Source organism: Mycobacterium sp. ELW1 (genome assembly GCF_008329905.1).
In the GTDB taxonomy this organism is placed as follows: Bacteria; Actinomycetota; Actinomycetes; order Mycobacteriales; family Mycobacteriaceae; genus Mycobacterium.
This window is the reverse complement of record NZ_CP032155.1, coordinates 3,147,869-3,164,487: the sequence shown is the minus strand read 5'-3', so window position 1 is coordinate 3,164,487 and position 16,619 is coordinate 3,147,869. Positions and strand designations below refer to the sequence as shown.

Annotated in this window: 15 protein-coding genes and 2 pseudogenes; 9 read left to right on the top strand and 8 right to left on the bottom strand. The window is 64.3% G+C overall.

Annotation, left to right across the window (positions count from 1 at the left end; all coding sequences use genetic code 11):
* Positions 1-281: 281 nt before the first annotated feature.
* Complete coding sequence (locus tag D3H54_RS14895; protein ID WP_210419550.1) at positions 282-1,079, bottom strand: helix-turn-helix transcriptional regulator; 798 nt, start codon at positions 1,077-1,079, stop codon at positions 282-284.
* A gap of 117 nt (positions 1,080-1,196) precedes the next feature.
* On the opposite strand from D3H54_RS14895, the pseudogene D3H54_RS14890 reads away from it, so the two are divergent.
* Positions 1,197-1,554 (top strand): annotated as a pseudogene (locus tag D3H54_RS14890) (DUF488 domain-containing protein).
* A 156-nt stretch (positions 1,555-1,710) separates the two neighbouring features.
* Here D3H54_RS14890 and acnA read toward each other — a convergent pair.
* The 3 genes and pseudogenes from acnA to D3H54_RS14880 form a co-directional block, all read right to left on the bottom strand.
* On the bottom strand, positions 1,711-3,651 hold the full coding sequence (acnA, locus tag D3H54_RS14885; RefSeq protein ID WP_502707765.1) for an aconitate hydratase AcnA: 1,941 nt from the start codon (positions 3,649-3,651) through the stop codon (positions 1,711-1,713).
* A 118-nt stretch (positions 3,652-3,769) separates the two neighbouring features.
* A pseudogene (locus tag D3H54_RS32360) lies at positions 3,770-4,273 on the bottom strand (aconitase family protein); the annotation flags it as partial.
* A 242-nt stretch (positions 4,274-4,515) separates the two neighbouring features.
* Positions 4,516-4,887 (bottom strand): carboxymuconolactone decarboxylase family protein, encoded by a 372-nt coding sequence (locus tag D3H54_RS14880; RefSeq protein WP_149379682.1) that lies wholly within the window; start codon positions 4,885-4,887, stop codon positions 4,516-4,518.
* A gap of 502 nt (positions 4,888-5,389) precedes the next feature.
* Here D3H54_RS14880 and metE point away from each other — a divergent pair.
* A complete protein-coding gene (gene metE / locus D3H54_RS14870) occupies positions 5,390-7,663 on the top strand; it encodes a 5-methyltetrahydropteroyltriglutamate--homocysteine S-methyltransferase (protein WP_149379680.1) in 2,274 nt (757 codons plus the stop codon).
* Positions 7,664-7,959: 296 nt separating this feature from the next.
* Positions 7,960-8,226, top strand: coding sequence for a nitroreductase/quinone reductase family protein (locus D3H54_RS32185; RefSeq protein ID WP_353620025.1), 267 nt, complete (start codon positions 7,960-7,962; stop codon positions 8,224-8,226).
* 103 nt (positions 8,227-8,329) lie between these two features.
* On the opposite strand, the gene D3H54_RS14860 is transcribed toward D3H54_RS32185, so the two are convergent.
* From D3H54_RS14860 to ctaD, 4 genes are all read right to left on the bottom strand, one after another.
* A complete protein-coding gene (locus D3H54_RS14860; protein WP_149379679.1) occupies positions 8,330-8,803 on the bottom strand; it encodes a hemerythrin domain-containing protein in 474 nt (157 codons plus the stop codon).
* 44 nt (positions 8,804-8,847) lie between these two features.
* On the bottom strand, positions 8,848-9,288 hold the full coding sequence (locus tag D3H54_RS14855; protein ID WP_149379678.1) for an OsmC family peroxiredoxin: 441 nt from the start codon (positions 9,286-9,288) through the stop codon (positions 8,848-8,850).
* Between the two features lie 369 nt (positions 9,289-9,657).
* Positions 9,658-10,266, bottom strand: a complete 609-nt coding sequence (locus D3H54_RS14850) for a DUF2249 domain-containing protein (RefSeq protein ID WP_353620024.1) — start codon at positions 10,264-10,266, stop codon at positions 9,658-9,660.
* Positions 10,267-10,450: 184 nt separating this feature from the next.
* A complete protein-coding gene (ctaD, locus tag D3H54_RS14845) occupies positions 10,451-12,196 on the bottom strand; it encodes an aa3-type cytochrome oxidase subunit I (RefSeq protein WP_149379677.1) in 1,746 nt (581 codons plus the stop codon).
* Positions 12,197-12,660: 464 nt separating this feature from the next.
* Here ctaD and fdxA point away from each other — a divergent pair, with 464 nt between their 5' ends.
* The 6 genes from fdxA (at position 12,661) to D3H54_RS14815 (ending at position 16,533) form a co-directional block, all read left to right on the top strand.
* Positions 12,661-13,005, top strand: coding sequence for a ferredoxin (gene fdxA, locus D3H54_RS14840; protein WP_149379676.1), 345 nt, complete (start codon positions 12,661-12,663; stop codon positions 13,003-13,005).
* A complete protein-coding gene (locus D3H54_RS14835; protein ID WP_149379675.1) occupies positions 13,005-13,700 on the top strand; it encodes a helix-turn-helix transcriptional regulator in 696 nt (231 codons plus the stop codon). Before fdxA ends, D3H54_RS14835 begins: the two co-directional genes overlap by 1 nt.
* Positions 13,697-14,125, top strand: coding sequence for a hypothetical protein (locus tag D3H54_RS14830; protein ID WP_149379674.1), 429 nt, complete (start codon positions 13,697-13,699; stop codon positions 14,123-14,125). Before D3H54_RS14835 ends, D3H54_RS14830 begins: the two co-directional genes overlap by 4 nt.
* 32 nt (positions 14,126-14,157) lie before the next feature.
* Complete coding sequence (locus D3H54_RS14825; protein WP_149379673.1) at positions 14,158-14,445, top strand: hypothetical protein; 288 nt, start codon at positions 14,158-14,160, stop codon at positions 14,443-14,445.
* 17 nt (positions 14,446-14,462) lie between these two features.
* Positions 14,463-14,801 (top strand): cupin domain-containing protein, encoded by a 339-nt coding sequence (locus tag D3H54_RS14820; RefSeq protein WP_149379672.1) that lies wholly within the window; start codon positions 14,463-14,465, stop codon positions 14,799-14,801.
* A 205-nt stretch (positions 14,802-15,006) separates the two neighbouring features.
* Complete coding sequence (locus D3H54_RS14815; RefSeq protein WP_149379671.1) at positions 15,007-16,533, top strand: PucR family transcriptional regulator; 1,527 nt, start codon at positions 15,007-15,009, stop codon at positions 16,531-16,533.
* Positions 16,534-16,619: the final 86 nt, after the last annotated feature.

Sequence of the window (16,619 nt, the reverse complement as noted above, 5' to 3'; positions counted from 1 at the left end):
GCACGTCGAGCCGCGGCTGGGATGCATCGCCCGCGAGGGAGGTGTTGACATCCCGGTGAAAAGTTGAGCGATGGAACGGAGAGGATCAATCATGACCCTGCTCGAACGTGCCATCGTCGCGGCCAACGCCGATCGGCGCTGCGCCGCGGGATCTGCGCGGGTGCGCACCCGACGCAAGGCTGCCCGAAAGGCAGCCGGGGAGTTGCTGTTTCACGAATCGACGCCGTACCACTGGACGGGCATCAGCGAGGAAGGTCGCTCCAGCGGCGGCCCGACCTCAATCATCTGGACCTTCGCGAGACAGCCAATCGAGCTAGACACAGTTCGGGTTCAACGAAGGGTTCGAGCCGGGCCGACAGAGCCGCATCTTGGCGGTCTGGATGCCCGCCGGCCGCCGCAGTGCGGTCGAGCACGCCCTGCAACAACCCCAGGTGCACACCGCAACCCACCTCGGGGTGGGCACGGGCCAAATCCCGTACCGGGCACGCGTGTAGCCGAATGACCCGCTCCCGCCCAAGCACCTGCTCCCTATCGGCCGACAGCGATGCCGAGGGTTCTGATTCAGCAGCCAGTTCGGGATCAAACCCCATCCGGACGAAGATCTCGGTGGCCAGAACCGCTCCGCGATCCAGCGGGTCACCCCCCTCCCCCGCGTCCGAATCAGCCTGGCCCGCAAAGGGTTGACCTCGGGAATCGGCGATCCGCGCGGCCCACTGCTGTCCAGCGCGCTGGGCGCGCCGAGCGCGCGTCTGCACCGTCTCGCCGAGTTCCATCGCGAGGATCTCAGCAAGTATCCGGTAATCCAGACGCTCCTCGACGGCACGGTATCCCGTTCGGGGGCGGCCCACACCGTCCCGGTTCATCCGAGTACGCTCGATCGCGCCTTCGTCGCACAACGCATCCAGGTGGAAACGCACGGTGGTCACGTGCAAATTTAGCCGCGAAGCGAGCTCGACCGCGTCAATCGCGCCGCCGTGCTCACGGACCATCTGAACCACTCGCTCCCGTTGCCGGTTGCGCGGCAGGCGCTCTCGTCGACGCCCACGCGGACCGGCCACGGTGTCGGTTTCCTCGTTCACCCTCGATCCATACCCTTCACACTTTTAACGGATATACTTCATTTATATTAACAGAGTCCGTCGCTTCAGACGTCCATGGAACATACGAGATGCCTTATCTGAGCCGGGAGGCAACCAATGGGAAACGCCTACGCGGTGCAGGTGCGCCGTGTTTATGACCATCGGTACGCGGCGACGGTACTCGGGTGCTGGTGGACCGGATCTGGCCGCGCGGGATGACCAAGGAAAAAGCGGATGTGGACGAATGGTGCAAGCAGATCGCGCCGTCCAATGAGCTGCGTAAGTGGTACAACCACGCTCCGGAACGGTTCGAGGAGTTCACTCGCCGCTATCAGGAGGAGTTGACCGAACCTGCGCGCGCCGAAGTCCTGACGCACTTACGCTACCTCGCAAGAAGGGAACGTTGACGCTGCTTACGGCGAGTAAGGCCGTCGACATCAGCGAGGCCGCCGTGCTTGCAGCGGTACTGCATTGACGTCGATCCCGCCGCATCGACTATTCCGATCGCCGCCGCATCGACCTATTCGGTAGTGGGGCGCGAGCTCTGCAGCCCGGCTCAACGCGGCCGGCCACAACCATCGTGGCATTACCGGACCGCACGCCGATATCGTCGGTAGTTACGGGTCTTCGCTCAGTCTTTGCCTGCGAGCAGTTGCCGCAGGACGTATTGCAGGATGCCGCCGTGCCGGTAGTAGGCAGCCTCGGCGGGAGTGTCGATGCGCACAGTGGCGACGAATTCGGTGTTCTGCCCGTCTCGTTCGGCGTGGACGGTGACCTCGTTGGGGAACGGTGCGGCAGGGTCGGCGCCGGCGAGTCCGGTGATCGAATACAGCTCCTCGCCGGTGAGGCCGAGGCTTTCCCTTGAGGCGCCGGCCGGATACTGCAGGGGCAGCACTCCCATGCCGATCAGGTTCGAGCGGTGGATCCGCTCGAAGGAGGTGGCCAGGACCGCCCGCACCCCAAGCAGCAGGGTGCCTTTCGCCGCCCAGTCCCGCGACGAGCCCGAGCCGTACTCCGCACCGGCCAGGATGATCAGCGGCACCCCGTCGGCGGCATACGCGGTGGATGCGTCGAAGATGGTCATCGGCTCGCCGCCGGGTAGATGCCGGGTGACCCCACCCTCGGTACCGGGAGCGAGGAGGTTACGCAGCCGGATGTTCGCGAACGTGCCCCGAATCATCACCTCGTGGTTGCCACGGCGGGAGCCGTAGGAGTTGAATTCGCCCCGCGCGACCCCGTGGCCGCTCAGGTAGTTCCCGGCGGGGCTATCGGCCTTGATCGCACCGGCGGGCGAAATGTGGTCGGTGGTGACCGAATCACCGAGCACGGCAAGCACTCTCGCTCCAGTGATGTCGTCGACGGGGTCCGGCTCTCGGCTCATGCCGTCGAAATACGGGGGGTGGCGGACATAGGTGGAGGCGTTGTCCCAGTCGAAGATCTGCCCGGTGGCGACGTCGAGGCCGCGCCAATTGTCGTCGCCGACTAGCACGTCGGCGTAGCCGCGGGTGAACATCTCCGCTCGCACGCACTCGTCGATCACCTCCTTGACCTCCTGGGTGCTGGGCCAGATGTCGCGCAGATACACCGGCTGCCCCGAAGAGTCGGTGCCGAGGGGATCGTTGAGCAGGTCGGCGAGCATGGTGCCGGTCAGCGCGTAGGCGATCACCAGCGGCGGGGAGGTCAGGAAGTTCATTTTGCACTCGGGATGAATGCGGCCCTCGAAGTTGCGGTTGCCGGACAGTACCGAGCAGACCGTCAGGTCGTGTTCGGTGACGGCCTCGCTGACCTGTGGGATCAGCGGTCCAGAGTTGCCGATACAGGTGGTGCAGCCGTAGCCGACCAGGGAAAACCCGAGCCGATCCAGGTACGGGGTCAGGCCGGCTCGGTCGTAGTAGTCGGTCACGACACGCGAGCCCGGGGCAAGTGTCGTTTTCACCCAAGGCTTTCGAGACAGGCCGCGCTCGACGGCTTTCTTGGCCAGTAGGCCGGCACCGATCATGACCGATGGGTTGGAAGTGTTGGTGCACGAGGTGATCGCTGCGATCACCACATGCCCGTGGGCGATTGCCGTGCGGGTGCCATCTTCGAGGGTCACCGACACCGGATCCGACTGCAGTTCATGGGACTGGCCGTAACCGCGCGGCGCGAACGGGACGTCGTCGTCGCGGTCGTGATCGATGGCGACCGGATCACTTGCCGGGAATGATTCGCTCAACGCCTCATCGAGCCCGCCCGCCTGCACGACAACCCGGGGACCACTGGCAAGTCGCGAATCGACCGCATTCGATGCCATCGACAGCGGGATGCGGTCCTGGGGTCGCTTCGGCCCAGCGATCGAGGGCTCCACACTGGACAGGTCGAGTTCGACGCTGTGGCTGTAGACCGGCTCGTCGTCCGGGTCATGCCACAAACCCTGCTCTTTGGCGTACGCCTCGACCAGCCGTATCTGCGGTTCGGAGCGTCCGGTCAGCCTCAGATAGGTCAATGTTTCCGCATCGATCGGGAAGATCGCACAGGTCGACCCGTATTCGGGACTCATGTTGCCCAGGGTCGCCCGGTTCGCCAGCGGCACGGTCGCCACACCGGGGCCGTAGAAGTCGACGAACTTGCCCACCACCCCCCGTCTGGCGCAGGAGTTCGGCGACGGTGAGCACCAGATCGGTCGCGGTCGTGCCCTCGCGCAGCTCCCCGGTGAGCTTGAGGCCGAGCACCTGCGGGATCAGCATGCTCATCGGCTGCCCGAGCATGGCGGCCTCCGCTTCGATGCCGCCGACTCCCCAACCGAGCACGCCGAGCCCGTTGACCATCGGGGTGTGCGAGTCAGTCCCGACGAGAGTGTCTGGATAGGCCTGTGGGCCCTCAGGGCCGGCCCGGGTGAACACCACTCGGGCCAGATATTCGAGATTGACCTGATGACAGATTCCGGTGTCTGGCGGCACGACCAAGAAATCGTCGAACGCCTGCTGCGCCCACCGCAGCAACTGGTAGCGCTCCCGGTTGCGGTCGAATTCCAGGCCAGCATTGACCTTGGACGCGTCGGGACGGGCGAACACGTCCGCGATCACCGAGTGATCGATCACCAGCTCCGTGGGGATCAGCGGGTTGATCTTGGTCGCGTCCCCGCCCAGCGCGGTCATCGCATCACGCATCGCGACCAGGTCGACCACGCACGGGACGCCGGTGAAATCCTGCATCAACACCCTGGCCGGCGTGAACTGGATCTCGGTACCGCTCTGCCGCATGGGATCCCACCCTGCCAACGCCGCCACCTGCTCCCCGGTAACCAGACGGCCGTCCTCATTGCGGAGCAAATTCTCCAGCAGCACCCGCAGGCTGTAGGGCAGCCGGTGTGCGGTCTGCACCCGATCCAGACGAAAGATCTCGTGGCCTTCGCCGTCGACGACAAGCCGATCACGGGCACCGAAACTGTTGAGGCTCACGACGGCGCGCCATCCGCACCCGGGGTGTGAGAGTGGGCGTCGATTTGGTCCATCGCGTGAATGGCAAACTCTGCGTGGGCAAACGCGCCGCCGGCCCGCATCTCCGCGGCGACCCAGACGGCCTCCATGATCTCTTCAGGGCTTGCGCCTTTGCGCCTCGCCAGCTTGGTGTGGCCGGTGATGCAGTACGGACACTGGGTCACGTGTGCGACCGCGACAGCGATGAGCTGCTTGGTCTTCTCGGGCAGCGCACCCTCGGCGAACACCGCACGAGAAAACCCGTCGAAGGCATCGTGGATGTTGGGGGCAAGAGCCTTTCGGCGAGCCGACATCTGCCGTGTCGCCGGCTGATAAAGGGACTCGGACACAACACATCTCCACTCTGCGCTGCCGGCCGTAGCGATGCTCGTCGCGCCCGCGGCGCTGGTCTCACTGAGCCACTCTACCCGCAGTCCGGGATATAAATGGGTATCATCCTCTATATTTGCAACGGGTGGCGCCACGGCGTGGAAGGTGTGTGATGGCGACGACAGTGTCTATCAACGGTCCCGGACGGAAGGGTCGGACCACACCGAAAGTCATGGCCGGCTCAGACAAGGTCGGTATTGCTGCGATCAACGACGTTGTCGCGGTCGGCAACGTCGCCTATCCCCCGCGCTACGACCGCGTATATGAGCGTCGGTCAGTAGGCGTGCGGGACCGCGCGACGCGAGCCTGCGAGTCCGAAGACCTGGCAGTTGCTCCGGGCGCGCCGCATCCGGTGGTTTGTCGCCTCGTGGGACGGGCGGATGACCGGAGCGGCCTTCGCGCCGTCCTCGGTGCGACGTCTCCTGGCGATGACCATCCCGTCGGACGTTGGAGGACGTCGTGATGACCGCAGCACCGTTTACCGCGACCATTCTCGGTTCACCGCGCATCGGCCCCAACCGCGAACTTAAGCGCGCTGTCGAGATGTACTGGGCGGGCATCCTCGCCCGCAGTGAGCTTGAGTTCATCGCTGCGAAACTGCGGAGCGATACCTGGAAGTCACTGGTCGCCGCAGGGCTGGATTCGGTTCCGGTGAACACGTTTTCCTATTACGACCAGGTGCTCGACACCGCGGTCCTGGTAGGCGCATTGCCGACCCGGGCTACCGGCGTCACCGACGATCTGGAGCGTTATTTCGTGGCCGCCCGCGGCAACGACGAGATCGCGCCATTGGAAATGACCAAGTGGTTCGACACCAACTACCACTACATCGTTCCCGAAATCGGGCCCGACACGGAGTTCACGCTCAATCCGGGCAAGGTGCTGGCGGAATTGGAAGAGGCCCGCGCACTGGGGATTCCAGCCCGACCGGTCATCGTGGGGCCGATCACGTTCCTAGCGTTGAGTAAGGCCGTCGATGGTGCGGGTGCGCCGATCGACCGGCTCGCCGAGCTACTTGTCGTGTACGGCGAGCTGCTGGAGTTGCTCGTCGATAAGGGTGTGGATTGGGTTCAGGTCGACGAGCCCGTGCTGGTTACCGACGCTTTGGAAAACGCGGAAGAATTGGCGGCGCGCAGCTACGAGATGCTCGGACGTCTAGTCACGCGTCCTGCCATCTTCGTCGCCACCTATTTCGGCACGCTCAACGGAGTGCTGCCTGTCTTGGCGCGCACCGCAGTCGAAGCGATCGGAGTCGATCTCGTGGCCGGTGGAATCTCAGCAGTCGCGGCCATTCCCGAGCTAGCCGACAAGCTCGTCGTGGCGGGCATCGTCGACGGGCGCAACATCTGGCGCGCGGATCTCGAGGCGGCTCTAGGTACGCTCGTCAGCCTGCAAGGACAGGGTGGCCAGGTCGCAGTGGCGACGTCCTGCTCAACCATGCACGTTCCGTACACGCTCGATGCCGAATCGGATATCGATGCCGCACTGCGTAGTTGGCTGGCATTTGGCACGGAGAAGGTCGCCGAGGTCGTCGCCTTGGCGCGCGGCTTGAGAGAGGGCAGCGAGGCTATCGCCGATGAGGTCGCCACCTCCAACTCAGCGATTGCGTCGCGCCGCTCTGACCCGCGGCTGAACAACGGCCAGATCCGATCCCGCATCTCGTCAATCACAGCGTCAGGAGCAGGACGGGGTCCCGCAGCTGCACGCCGTGCGGCGCAAACCGAGCGGTTGCATCTGCCCGAGCTGCCGACCACCACCATCGGTTCTTACCCGCAGACATCGGCCATCCGAGTCGCTAGGGCAGATCTGCGGGCCGGCAACATCGACCAGGCTGAGTACGAGCGGCGGATGCAGGCGGAGATCGCTGATGTCATCACGCTGCAGGAGGAGCTCGGCCTCGACGTGCTGGTCCACGGTGAACCCGAACGCAACGACATGGTGCAGTACTTCGCCGAAAAGCTCGACGGGTTCTTCGCGACACAGAACGGATGGGTGCAGTCCTACGGCAGTCGGTGCGTGCGCCCGCCGATCCTGTACGGCGACGTGGCTCGGCTCCGCCCGATGACGGTGGACTGGATCACCTACGCCCAGTCGCTCACCGACAAACCGGTGAAAGGCATGTTGACCGGTCCGGTGACGATTCTGGCGTGGTCGTTCGTGCGTGACGATCAACCAATGGCCGCGACGGCAGCCCAAGTGGCGCTGGCGATTCGCGATGAGGCAATCGATCTGGAGTTGGCCGGTATCGCCATCATCCAGGTGGACGAGCCCGCGCTGCGTGAACTGCTGCCCCTGCGAACTGAGGACAAGGACGCCTACCTTCGGTGGGCAGTTAGCGCTTTCCAGCTCTCGACTTCAGGAGTCGCGGACTCCACCCAGATCCACACCCATTTGTGCTATTCGGAGTTCGGGGAGGTAATCGGTGCGATTGCGGATCTCGATGCCGACGTCACCTCCATCGAGGCCGCACGCAGCCACATGGAGGTACTCGGCGATCTCAACGCGGCAGGCTTCGCCAACAGCGTGGGGCCAGGTGTCTACGACATCCACTCACCACGCGTTCCCGGCGTAGATGAGATCATCTCATTGCTGCGCGAGGCGCTGGAATCGGTTCCCGCCGAAAGGCTCTGGGTCAACCCCGACTGCGGGTTGAAGACACGCACTACCGATGAAGTGACGGCATCCCTGCAGCGTCTGGTGGCCGCCGCGCAGCAGGTGCGGACCCGCAGCGCATGACGGGGCAACCGAATTGGGCAAACGCGGCGGATGGTACGGCCCGCCTCATCCAGTCCGGTGCGGACACCCATTGATCCAGCGCGTTACATCGACCGATTTAGACTCGGAAAATGGCATCCAAGAGACCGCCGGTTCTCATGTCGGTTCTGGCCCAGGTCTCTTGAAATGGATGGCCAAGTCGAACGTGGCAATCTATCGCGTCACCGACGCGCGGGTGGTGGCATGAGCTGGGGATCCCCTATCTCTATTGACTACGACGGGCCGCACGAGCGGATTATCCCGAACGAGTCCGTTGAATGTTTATGGCCGACGGTATCGGTGTGGTCGTGGTGGCGTCGGAGGGCCGTGTGCCCACACACCCAATGTGGTTTCTGAACCTGCGCGCGAATCCTGATGTGCACGTGCAGATCCGAGCGCAGACCACACCATGCGCGCTCGCGTTGCCGACAAGGCGGGAACGGGCGCAACTCTGGCCGCGATTCATCGCACACAACCCGCGTTGGGCCAAATATCAATCGTGGACCGACCGCGTGATTCCGCTGGTGGTCTGTGAACCGGTCTAGTGTGGGCGCACGGGTAGATCGAGCGCTGGCCCCGGTGAGGACACGACGAATCTGTCTCTTCCGACCGCACCGAGCTTGTTCCCGCTGTCGCCGTGGGTACGCATCACCGACCAGCCTGCCGACAAACCCATCCGTCCGGAGTTCGGCCGAATGCGATGAAGCGGGCAATCTCCGCGCTCACCTGCGCTGGAAGGTCGCTATCCGCATGCGGATAGATGATGGGTTCCTCTTTCGAGGTGTGCTGCTCGAGTTGCCCCTGCAGCCGATGGGAGATATCGCGCAGCTGTTCGTAGTCGGCTCTGTCAACGAGCAGATCGGTCAGGGCGCCCGTGGTGCGCCACAGTTCGCCGTGCTCACGCATCATCACGCCGATCGGCATGATCATGCCGGCCTCGCGGATCGGAGGGAACAGAAAGGTCTCCTCCAAGTAAATGTGACGGCGCAGTGCGTCCAACGACGTGCTCGACAGTCCGGGCTTGACGCAGCCAACATCGAGGTTGTCGATGAAGGTCGCTATTCCACTGTCTATTTCGTGGTGCTCACGTTTCAGAAGAGCAGCCAGAACCCCGTCGGGCATGGCGTTCTCCGCTTCGTCAGTTCACAGCACTTGCACCGATCGGCCTAATCAAGCTTGGCATCGACGCTGATCTTGGCCCCGGCGAACAATCGCGACACCGGACACAGAGCTGCGGCCTCATCCACCACGGCCGCGAAGGTGTCCGCGCCCAGACCAGCAACCTCTGCCCTGACCGTCAGCTGGGAGGTAGTAATCGTCGGAACTCCGTCGACTGCATCCAGAGTCACGGTGGACTTCACGTCCAGCCGTTGCGGCGGAGTGTTGTTCTCGCCCAGTTTCAATGCCAGCGCCATCGCGAAGCACGATGAATGTGCCGCTGCCGCCAGCTCTTCCGGACTGGTCTTGCCGCCTGGTTGCTCGGTTCGAGAGGCCCAGGTCACCTGCAGGCCGTCCAGCGCCGCGCTACTGCCCCCTGACAGAGCGCCTTTGCCAGACGCGAGAGGACCCTCCCAGTTGGTCCGCACGATTCGATCCGCGATGCTCATACCCACGAACTCCTTACTATCTGCGCTCCCAATGCAGACGTCCACATCTGCCGCAGGAGCGGATCGCTAATTATTACAAATACGATTTGTGTAAAAGCTAGCCCATGGCTTGCTTGCTAACGATGGCCTGAGGTCCCTTGTCGGGCATCTTCGTTGTCGCCAGATTGACAGCGCCAGTGATTCTTTGCTCACGTGAACAAGGATTTCGGCGGCGGTGCGCGGGTGAGATCGATAGTGCCGGGACGCGGTACACGCGTACCCGGCCGGCGAGCAAATCAGTGCCACGATGCCCTCGGCGAAATCAGGCATCGACAAGCGACGAGTGCACCGGGTGCGATGGCGCGTAGTTGCGGAACTGCCGACGGCTCATCACACTCCCCGCGGCAGTGGCGCGTGCAGCGTCAGCGCTTCGCGGCGCTGATGCACGGTCAGATATCGCAGCCCGTTCGGGCCGGCGGAGAACCGCCGCACCGATTGCCGCGGCAGCCACACGAGCACGCCGGGCGTCATGTCGATGCCGCCGCGTTCCGTGTCGAGCTGGCCGCTCCCGGCGATGACATGGATCAGCACGTCGAGGTCGGGACCGGTGTGGGTGTCGATGACGCCATCGGGCGGTAGCGCAATGATGTTGGCGTCCAGGTCGCGCTTGCGGGGCTGCAGCCGCCACGCCACCGTCGAGCCGGCGCCCCGCGGATCGTCCACTGTGGTCACCACAACTCGGGGCAGCGCTGTGGAGGCCAGCTTGGTGATGCCGATGCGCCAGACCCGCGGTCCCGCCTCGATGTAGGCCCAGCCGTAGGAGCCGGGATAGTCGGCTTCGAACTCCTCGTGCAGATGTTTGGGGTCGTGGTCGTTCACCAGAACGAACAGTTCCCCCACGCCTAGATGCTCATACGCCGCGAAGATCGCCGGGTGCTTGTCCGGCTTGGGTAGAACACGCACATCAAGCTCCCGGGCGCTCATCTCAACGTTCTCCACAGTTTTCACAATACCAGTTTGTGTAAAAACAAGTGTGCTCGCCTGCCGAACCTCGCAAGAACACCCCTACGTCAAAATGCCTGTGCCACAACGACAGACCCCGTACGCCCGCGATGCCCGAATGCCGGTCACATGAGAGGCCCAGTGGGCGGCTGCCCACCGACTTCTGCTAGTTGGTCACCGTTTACCCACCGGGAGCCCGGTTCTGGTTCGTGCTAGGAGTGTCGCTCGTGGCGTCCACGCCGGGGCGATGGCGCTGCCCAATGTGGGCTTCGGCACGCATCCGCTCGATCATGTGGGGGTAGTGCAGTTCGAAAGCGGGCCGCTCCGAACGGATTCGGGGTAGTTCGGTGAAGTTGTGGCGCGGCGGTGGGCAGCTGGTGGCCCACTCGAGGGAGTTGCCGTAGCCCCATGGGTCGTCGACGGTGACGATCTCGCCGTAGCGGTAGCTCTTGAAGACGTTCCAGACGAACGGCAGCATGGATACGCCGAGGGTGAACGCCCCGACGGTGGAGACGATATTGAGCGTCTGAAATCCGTCGGCGGGCAGGTAATCGGCGTAGCGGCGCGGCATGCCTTTGTTGCCGAGCCAGTGCTGCACCAGGAACGTGGTGTGGAAGCCGATGAAGGTCAGCCAGAAGTGCAGCTTGCCCAGCCGCTCGTCGAGCAGACGCCCGGTCATCTTCGGGAACCAGAAGTAGATGCCGGCATAGGTGGCGAACACGATGGTGCCGAACAGCACGTAGTGGAAGTGGGCGACCAGGAAGTAGCTGTCGGTGACGTGGAAGTCGAGCGGGGGGCTGGCCAACATGACGCCGGAGAGGCCCCCGAGGAGGAAGGTGAGCATGAAGCCCACCGAGAACAGCATCGGTGTCTCAAATGTCAATTGGCCGTGCCACATCGTGCCGATCCAGTTGAAGAACTTGATGCCGGTGGGGATGGCGATCAGAAACGACATGAATGAGAAGAAGGGTAGGAGAACGGCCCCAGTGGCGAACATGTGATGCGCCCAGACCGCGGTGGACAGCGCGGCAATGCTCACGGTCGCGTAGACCATGGTCGTGTACCCGAAGACCGGTTTGCGGCTGAACACCGGAATGACTTCGGTGATGATGCCGAAGAACGGGATCGCGACGATGTACACCTCGGGGTGGCCGAAGAACCAGAATAGGTGCTGCCACAAGATCGCTCCGCCGATGGCCGGGTCGTAGATATGCGCGCCGAGGTGGCGGTCGGCGGCCAGTGCGAGCAGCGCGGAGGTCAATAGGGGGAAGGCGTACAGGACCATGATCATGGTGATGAAAACGTTCCAGGTGAAGATCGGCATCCGAAACATCGTCATCCCCGGCGCTCGCATGCATACGACCGTGGTGATCATGTTGACCGCGCCCAGGATGGTACCGAGGCCCGCGACCGCCAAGCCCATGATCCACAGGTCACCGCCGGCGCCCGGGGAGTGAATGGCGTCGCTCAGCGGCGTGTATGCAGTCCAGCCGAAATCGGCGGCTCCCCCGGGGGTAATGAAACCGGACACCGTGACGAGCGCACCGAACACAAACAGCCAGTAACTCAGCGCGTTCAGGCGCGGAAACGCCACATCGGGTGCGCCGATCTGCAGCGGCAGAATGCAATTGGCGAACCCGAACACGATCGGGGTCGCATACAGCAACAGCATGATCGTGCCGTGCATGGTGAAGAGCTGGTTGTACTGCTCGTTGGAGAAGACCTGCAAACCCGGCGCGGCAAGCTCGGCGCGCATGAACAGCGCCATCAATCCGCCGACCATGAAAAATGCGACCGAGGTGACGATGTACATCATCCCGAGCAACTTGGGATCAGTCGTCGTCACCACCCGGTACGCGAACGTGCCCCTGAGTCCACGACGTTGCGGGAACGGTCGAGCAGGTGTCACTTCGACGAGGAAACTCACGGCGGGCCCACACCGGCGAGCAGATGCGTCATCTCAGGTGCCATGTGTCATCACTTTCACTACGAGACTTTAACGGACTATAGCCCGCTAAATAGGTTTAGGTAAGGGGTGTAGGACGGCAGCGCCGAGGCACGCTAGGGGCCGGGCGGCGCCGTGTAGCAGCGGGTCGCCACGATCACACTGGCTGCGAGGCGGATGGCCTGCAGCCTAAGGGCCTTGTCGGAAAAGGCTTTTCACTGCATATACGCACGGCAGCCACTGCGCGATGGCAAACGGCAGCCATGTCCAGCTGCCCGCGGTAGCTCCGGGTCGATGCCGCGGTTGTGTCACAGCGGGCCTCGGAGCGCCTACGGGATTCGGGCGTTTGGCGTACGCCGATCTCGTCGGTGCAAGCGTTTGCGGATTCCCTGGGGCATCGCGATAGCGCTATTCCTACAACCCGTAATTGGAGTAATGTCGTGGGCATGACATACGTGATCGGACAACCGTGCGTGGACATCAAGGACCGTGCTTGCGTGGATGAGTGCCCGGTGGACTGCATCTATGAGGGCGCGCGGATGCTCTACATCCACCCCGACGAGTGTGTTGACTGCGGCGCGTGCGAGCCGGTATGCCCGGTGGAAGCGATCTACTACGAAGACGATCTGCCCGAACCGCTGCGGCCCTATCTCGATGAGAACGTCAAATTTTTCACCGACATCCTGCCGGGTCAGGCCGATCCCGTGGGATCACCGGGCGGTGCCGCCAAACTCGGCGTCATCGACGCCGACACCCCGATGGTGGCGGCCCTGCCGCCGCAGGGCCACTGATGTCCACCGATGCGGCCACACATAACCCGAGGACCGGCCACCCGGGGCGCCGAGACGTCATCCTGCAGGTGCTGCGCGCCTCGACCGTGCCGCGCAGCATCACCAGCGTCGCCGAGGAACTCGGCGTGCACCCGAACACGGTTCGGTTTCACCTCGATGCACTGCAGCGCGCCGGCCGCGTCGAACAAGTCCTCGGTGGCTCCGTCGGGCGCGGGCGTCCGCCGGTCCTGTTTCGCGCCAGCCGCCGGATGGACCCCACCGGACCGACGAACTATCGGCTCCTCGCCAGCATCCTGACCGACTATGTCGCCCGAAGCCCCGATCCCGCCGGAATCGCCGCACACCTGGGCCGCTCAACGAGCCCGGCTCTGGTGTCATCCGCCCAGCAGAGCCGCGCGCCGTCGAAGACCCGCGCGGTCACCGAACTGGTTGAGCTGCTGGCCGACTTGGGCTTTGAGCCCGAACCCGCTGACGGTCCGCGCACCCGCGAGATCCGGCTGCGGCACTGTCCCTTCCAGAACCTGGCCGAAGAACATGGCGAGGTGGTGTGTTCTGTGCACCTGGGCCTGATGCAGGGTGCACTGAGCACGTTACGGGCACCGGTCACCGTGGATCGCCTCGATCCGTTCGTCGAACCGGACTTGTGCGTCGCCCATCTGGCACCCGCACCGACACGTGATCGGGCATCGTCATGACCGACCTCGCCATTCGGGTGGCTGCGGCGGCCACGCTGATATGGCTGGGCATGGTCCTGGCGATCTCATTCCTGGAAGCACCCCTGAAGTTCCGCGCCGAAGGTCTCGAGCTACGGGTGGGCCTGGCCATCGGGCGCATCGTGTTTCAGGCCCTCAATATCGCCGAGGTCGTCTGGGCCGTCGTCATCGCGGTATGCCTGAGCGTTACCAGATCATCGGGCCCGGTGCTCATCCTCGCCGCACTGACAGTCGTCCTGCTCGCCGTCCAACTGCTGTTGGTGCGGCCGAAGCTCAACCGGCGCACGGCGCGCGTGCTGGCTGGCTACGACGCACCCCGCTCCCGCGCACACCACGCCTACATCGGCTTGGAGGCGGTCAAGCTCGCCGCTCTGATCGCCCTTGGCGCCGCACTCCTGGCGGGATGACGATCCCCCAACCACCCACGAAGGAGAACACCATGAGCGTTCATCAGCCGGCCCTCGAGGCGCTCGGCGATCACGACTACCTGGTCCGATTTGCACAGGACGAAGGGACGATTGTCGTGCGCGTGCACGCCGACCCTGCCGTGGTTGCGCAAATCGCCGAGGACGAGCAGCGCGTCGTCGAGGCGACCGCGGCCTACCTGATCGCCCGTCAAAACCCCGACGACCTGCCCGAGCAGGTCGACCTCGATACCGTCGCCGCCGCCTACGACGGCTATGTCGAGGACCTGCACCACCAGCTGACACAGCCCTCAAATCACTGAGAACCAGGACAACCCAGATGGACAAGATCTCACTGACCGCGCTCGCCCGACAACACCTGGCCGCCGCCCACGACGCCCACAGCGGCCGCAGCGCACATACCGTATACGGCGGACACCAACACACGTTGCGACAAACCCTGATTGCCCTGACCGCGGGCACCAGCCTCGACGATCACGACAGTCCGGGCGAGGCCACAATTCAGGTATTGCACGGTCGCGTTCGGCTGACCAGTCCCGACACCAGCTGGGACGGCCGCCCCGGCGATCACCTCGTCATCCCCTCCACCCGCCACGGCCTGCACGCCGTCGATGATTGCGTCGTACTGCTCACCGTCGCTAAATCTGTTCAGCAGTAAGGACATCCCGCCGTGACCATGGCCTGTCGTGACAGCGCGGCCAACACCCACGCGAGCTGTGTTGCTTCAGGCTGCAACGAGAAAACACCCCGCCAACGACGCCGATCCCGGCGGCCAAACCTCTCCCCGACACAAATGTGATTTGCCGACTGCGTGGTGGGCTGCTGGTTACGCTGGGTGATCGGTTCGGTGTAGGGGGCAGTTTGTGGTCACGTTAGACCGCCTGGTGAATGTGCTGGGCAGCTACGGCGTACGGCTGCGTTTCTGCCCGATACCGCGGTCCACAGAGTTGCGCAGCGTCATCCTGCATGAGGTGACCGATGATCGGACGGTTGTCGGCGACGTCTTGCTCGGTATCGGTGCTCACTCGGTCAAACAAGCGGTGCGCTGGGCGGCCGCGGCGCACGCGGTTGTGGTGCTGATCCGCGGCGGTGATGACGACACCACATTCGGTGGCGCGGACGAGGGCGTCGCGGTGATGGTGGTCGATCCAGCAGTGACCTGGAGCGAATTGGCCGCCATCATCTACGGCTTGGTGATGGAAGGCCGCGAGACCGAATCCGGCCGTGGCCCAACGGATTTATTCGCGTTGACCGACAGCTTGGCCGAGGCGATCGGTGGCGCGGTTATTATCGAGGACCGGCTGTGCCGCGTGCTGGCGTATTCCCGGCTGCACCAGCACGCCGACCCGGCTCGAGCAGCGACCATCCTGGAGCGACAGGCACCGAAGGGGATTCGGGCGTTCTTCGCGGCCCGTGGTGTGTACACACATCTGGTGGCCTCCGACGAACCGCTGTTTGTCGCCCAAGACGCCGATCATGGGATGACCGGACGCATGGTGGTGGCGGCGCGCTCGGGTCGAGAACTCCTGGGCTCGGTGTGGGTGGAATGTGGGGCGCCGTTGGATGGGGCCGCGCTCACCGCGTTGATCGACGGCGCCCGCACGGTGGCCCTGCACCTGTTGCGCTCCCGCGCCAGCGCCGACCTGGAACGCCAGATCGAGACCGAACTCGTGATCCGGTTACTGGAAGGTACCGCCGATGCCGCCACCGCGGCCAGCCGCCTGGGCCTACCGCACAGCCTGTTGCGGGTGATCGCGGTCCAGGCGTTCATCGGCGCCGAACGAGACGCATCCCTGCTGTTGGCGTTCGAGCGCGCCACCACTGGGTTCGGCTGGTCACGGCCGGGCCGCAGCGCCCTGGCCGGCAACACCGTCTACACCCTGCTTCCCGGCGAGCCATCGGCAACGGCTCGCAAGTGGGTCGCCGGTCTGCGAGCGGCGCTACCTGAGCAGGTGACGGTGCTGGCCGGTATCAGCGGGCCGGCCGGGGCGGCGGACCTCGTCGCGGCGCGACGCGAGGCCGACGAGTGTCTGGCACTTCACGAAGTGTGGGCTCGCGGCACCACGCCCCCCGCCTACGATGAGTCGTGGGACGATATCCTGCTGCAGCGGCTGCGCACGGCGGCGCGCACAGGTCGATCCCCGGATCGCGGGCCGGTGGCCGAGTTGCGCCGCCATGACGAGGCCAATGCCACCGAATACGTGGTGACGCTGCAGGCGTGGTTGGAGGGACAGGGTGATCCCGCCGAGGCTGGCGAGCGGTTGGGAATCCACGAGAACACCGTGCGATACCGGCTACGCAAGATGGCCGACATCGCTAACCTGCAACTGGACGACGCCAAGAAACGGCTGGCGATGATGATCGAACTCGCAGCCGCCGACACCGACTAACCGCGCGCACTGTCGAAACACGACAAAGGGCGGCCGCATCGTTGTGTGGTTCAGGCAAGCCTGCGCTGGCCAGTCCCACCACCATC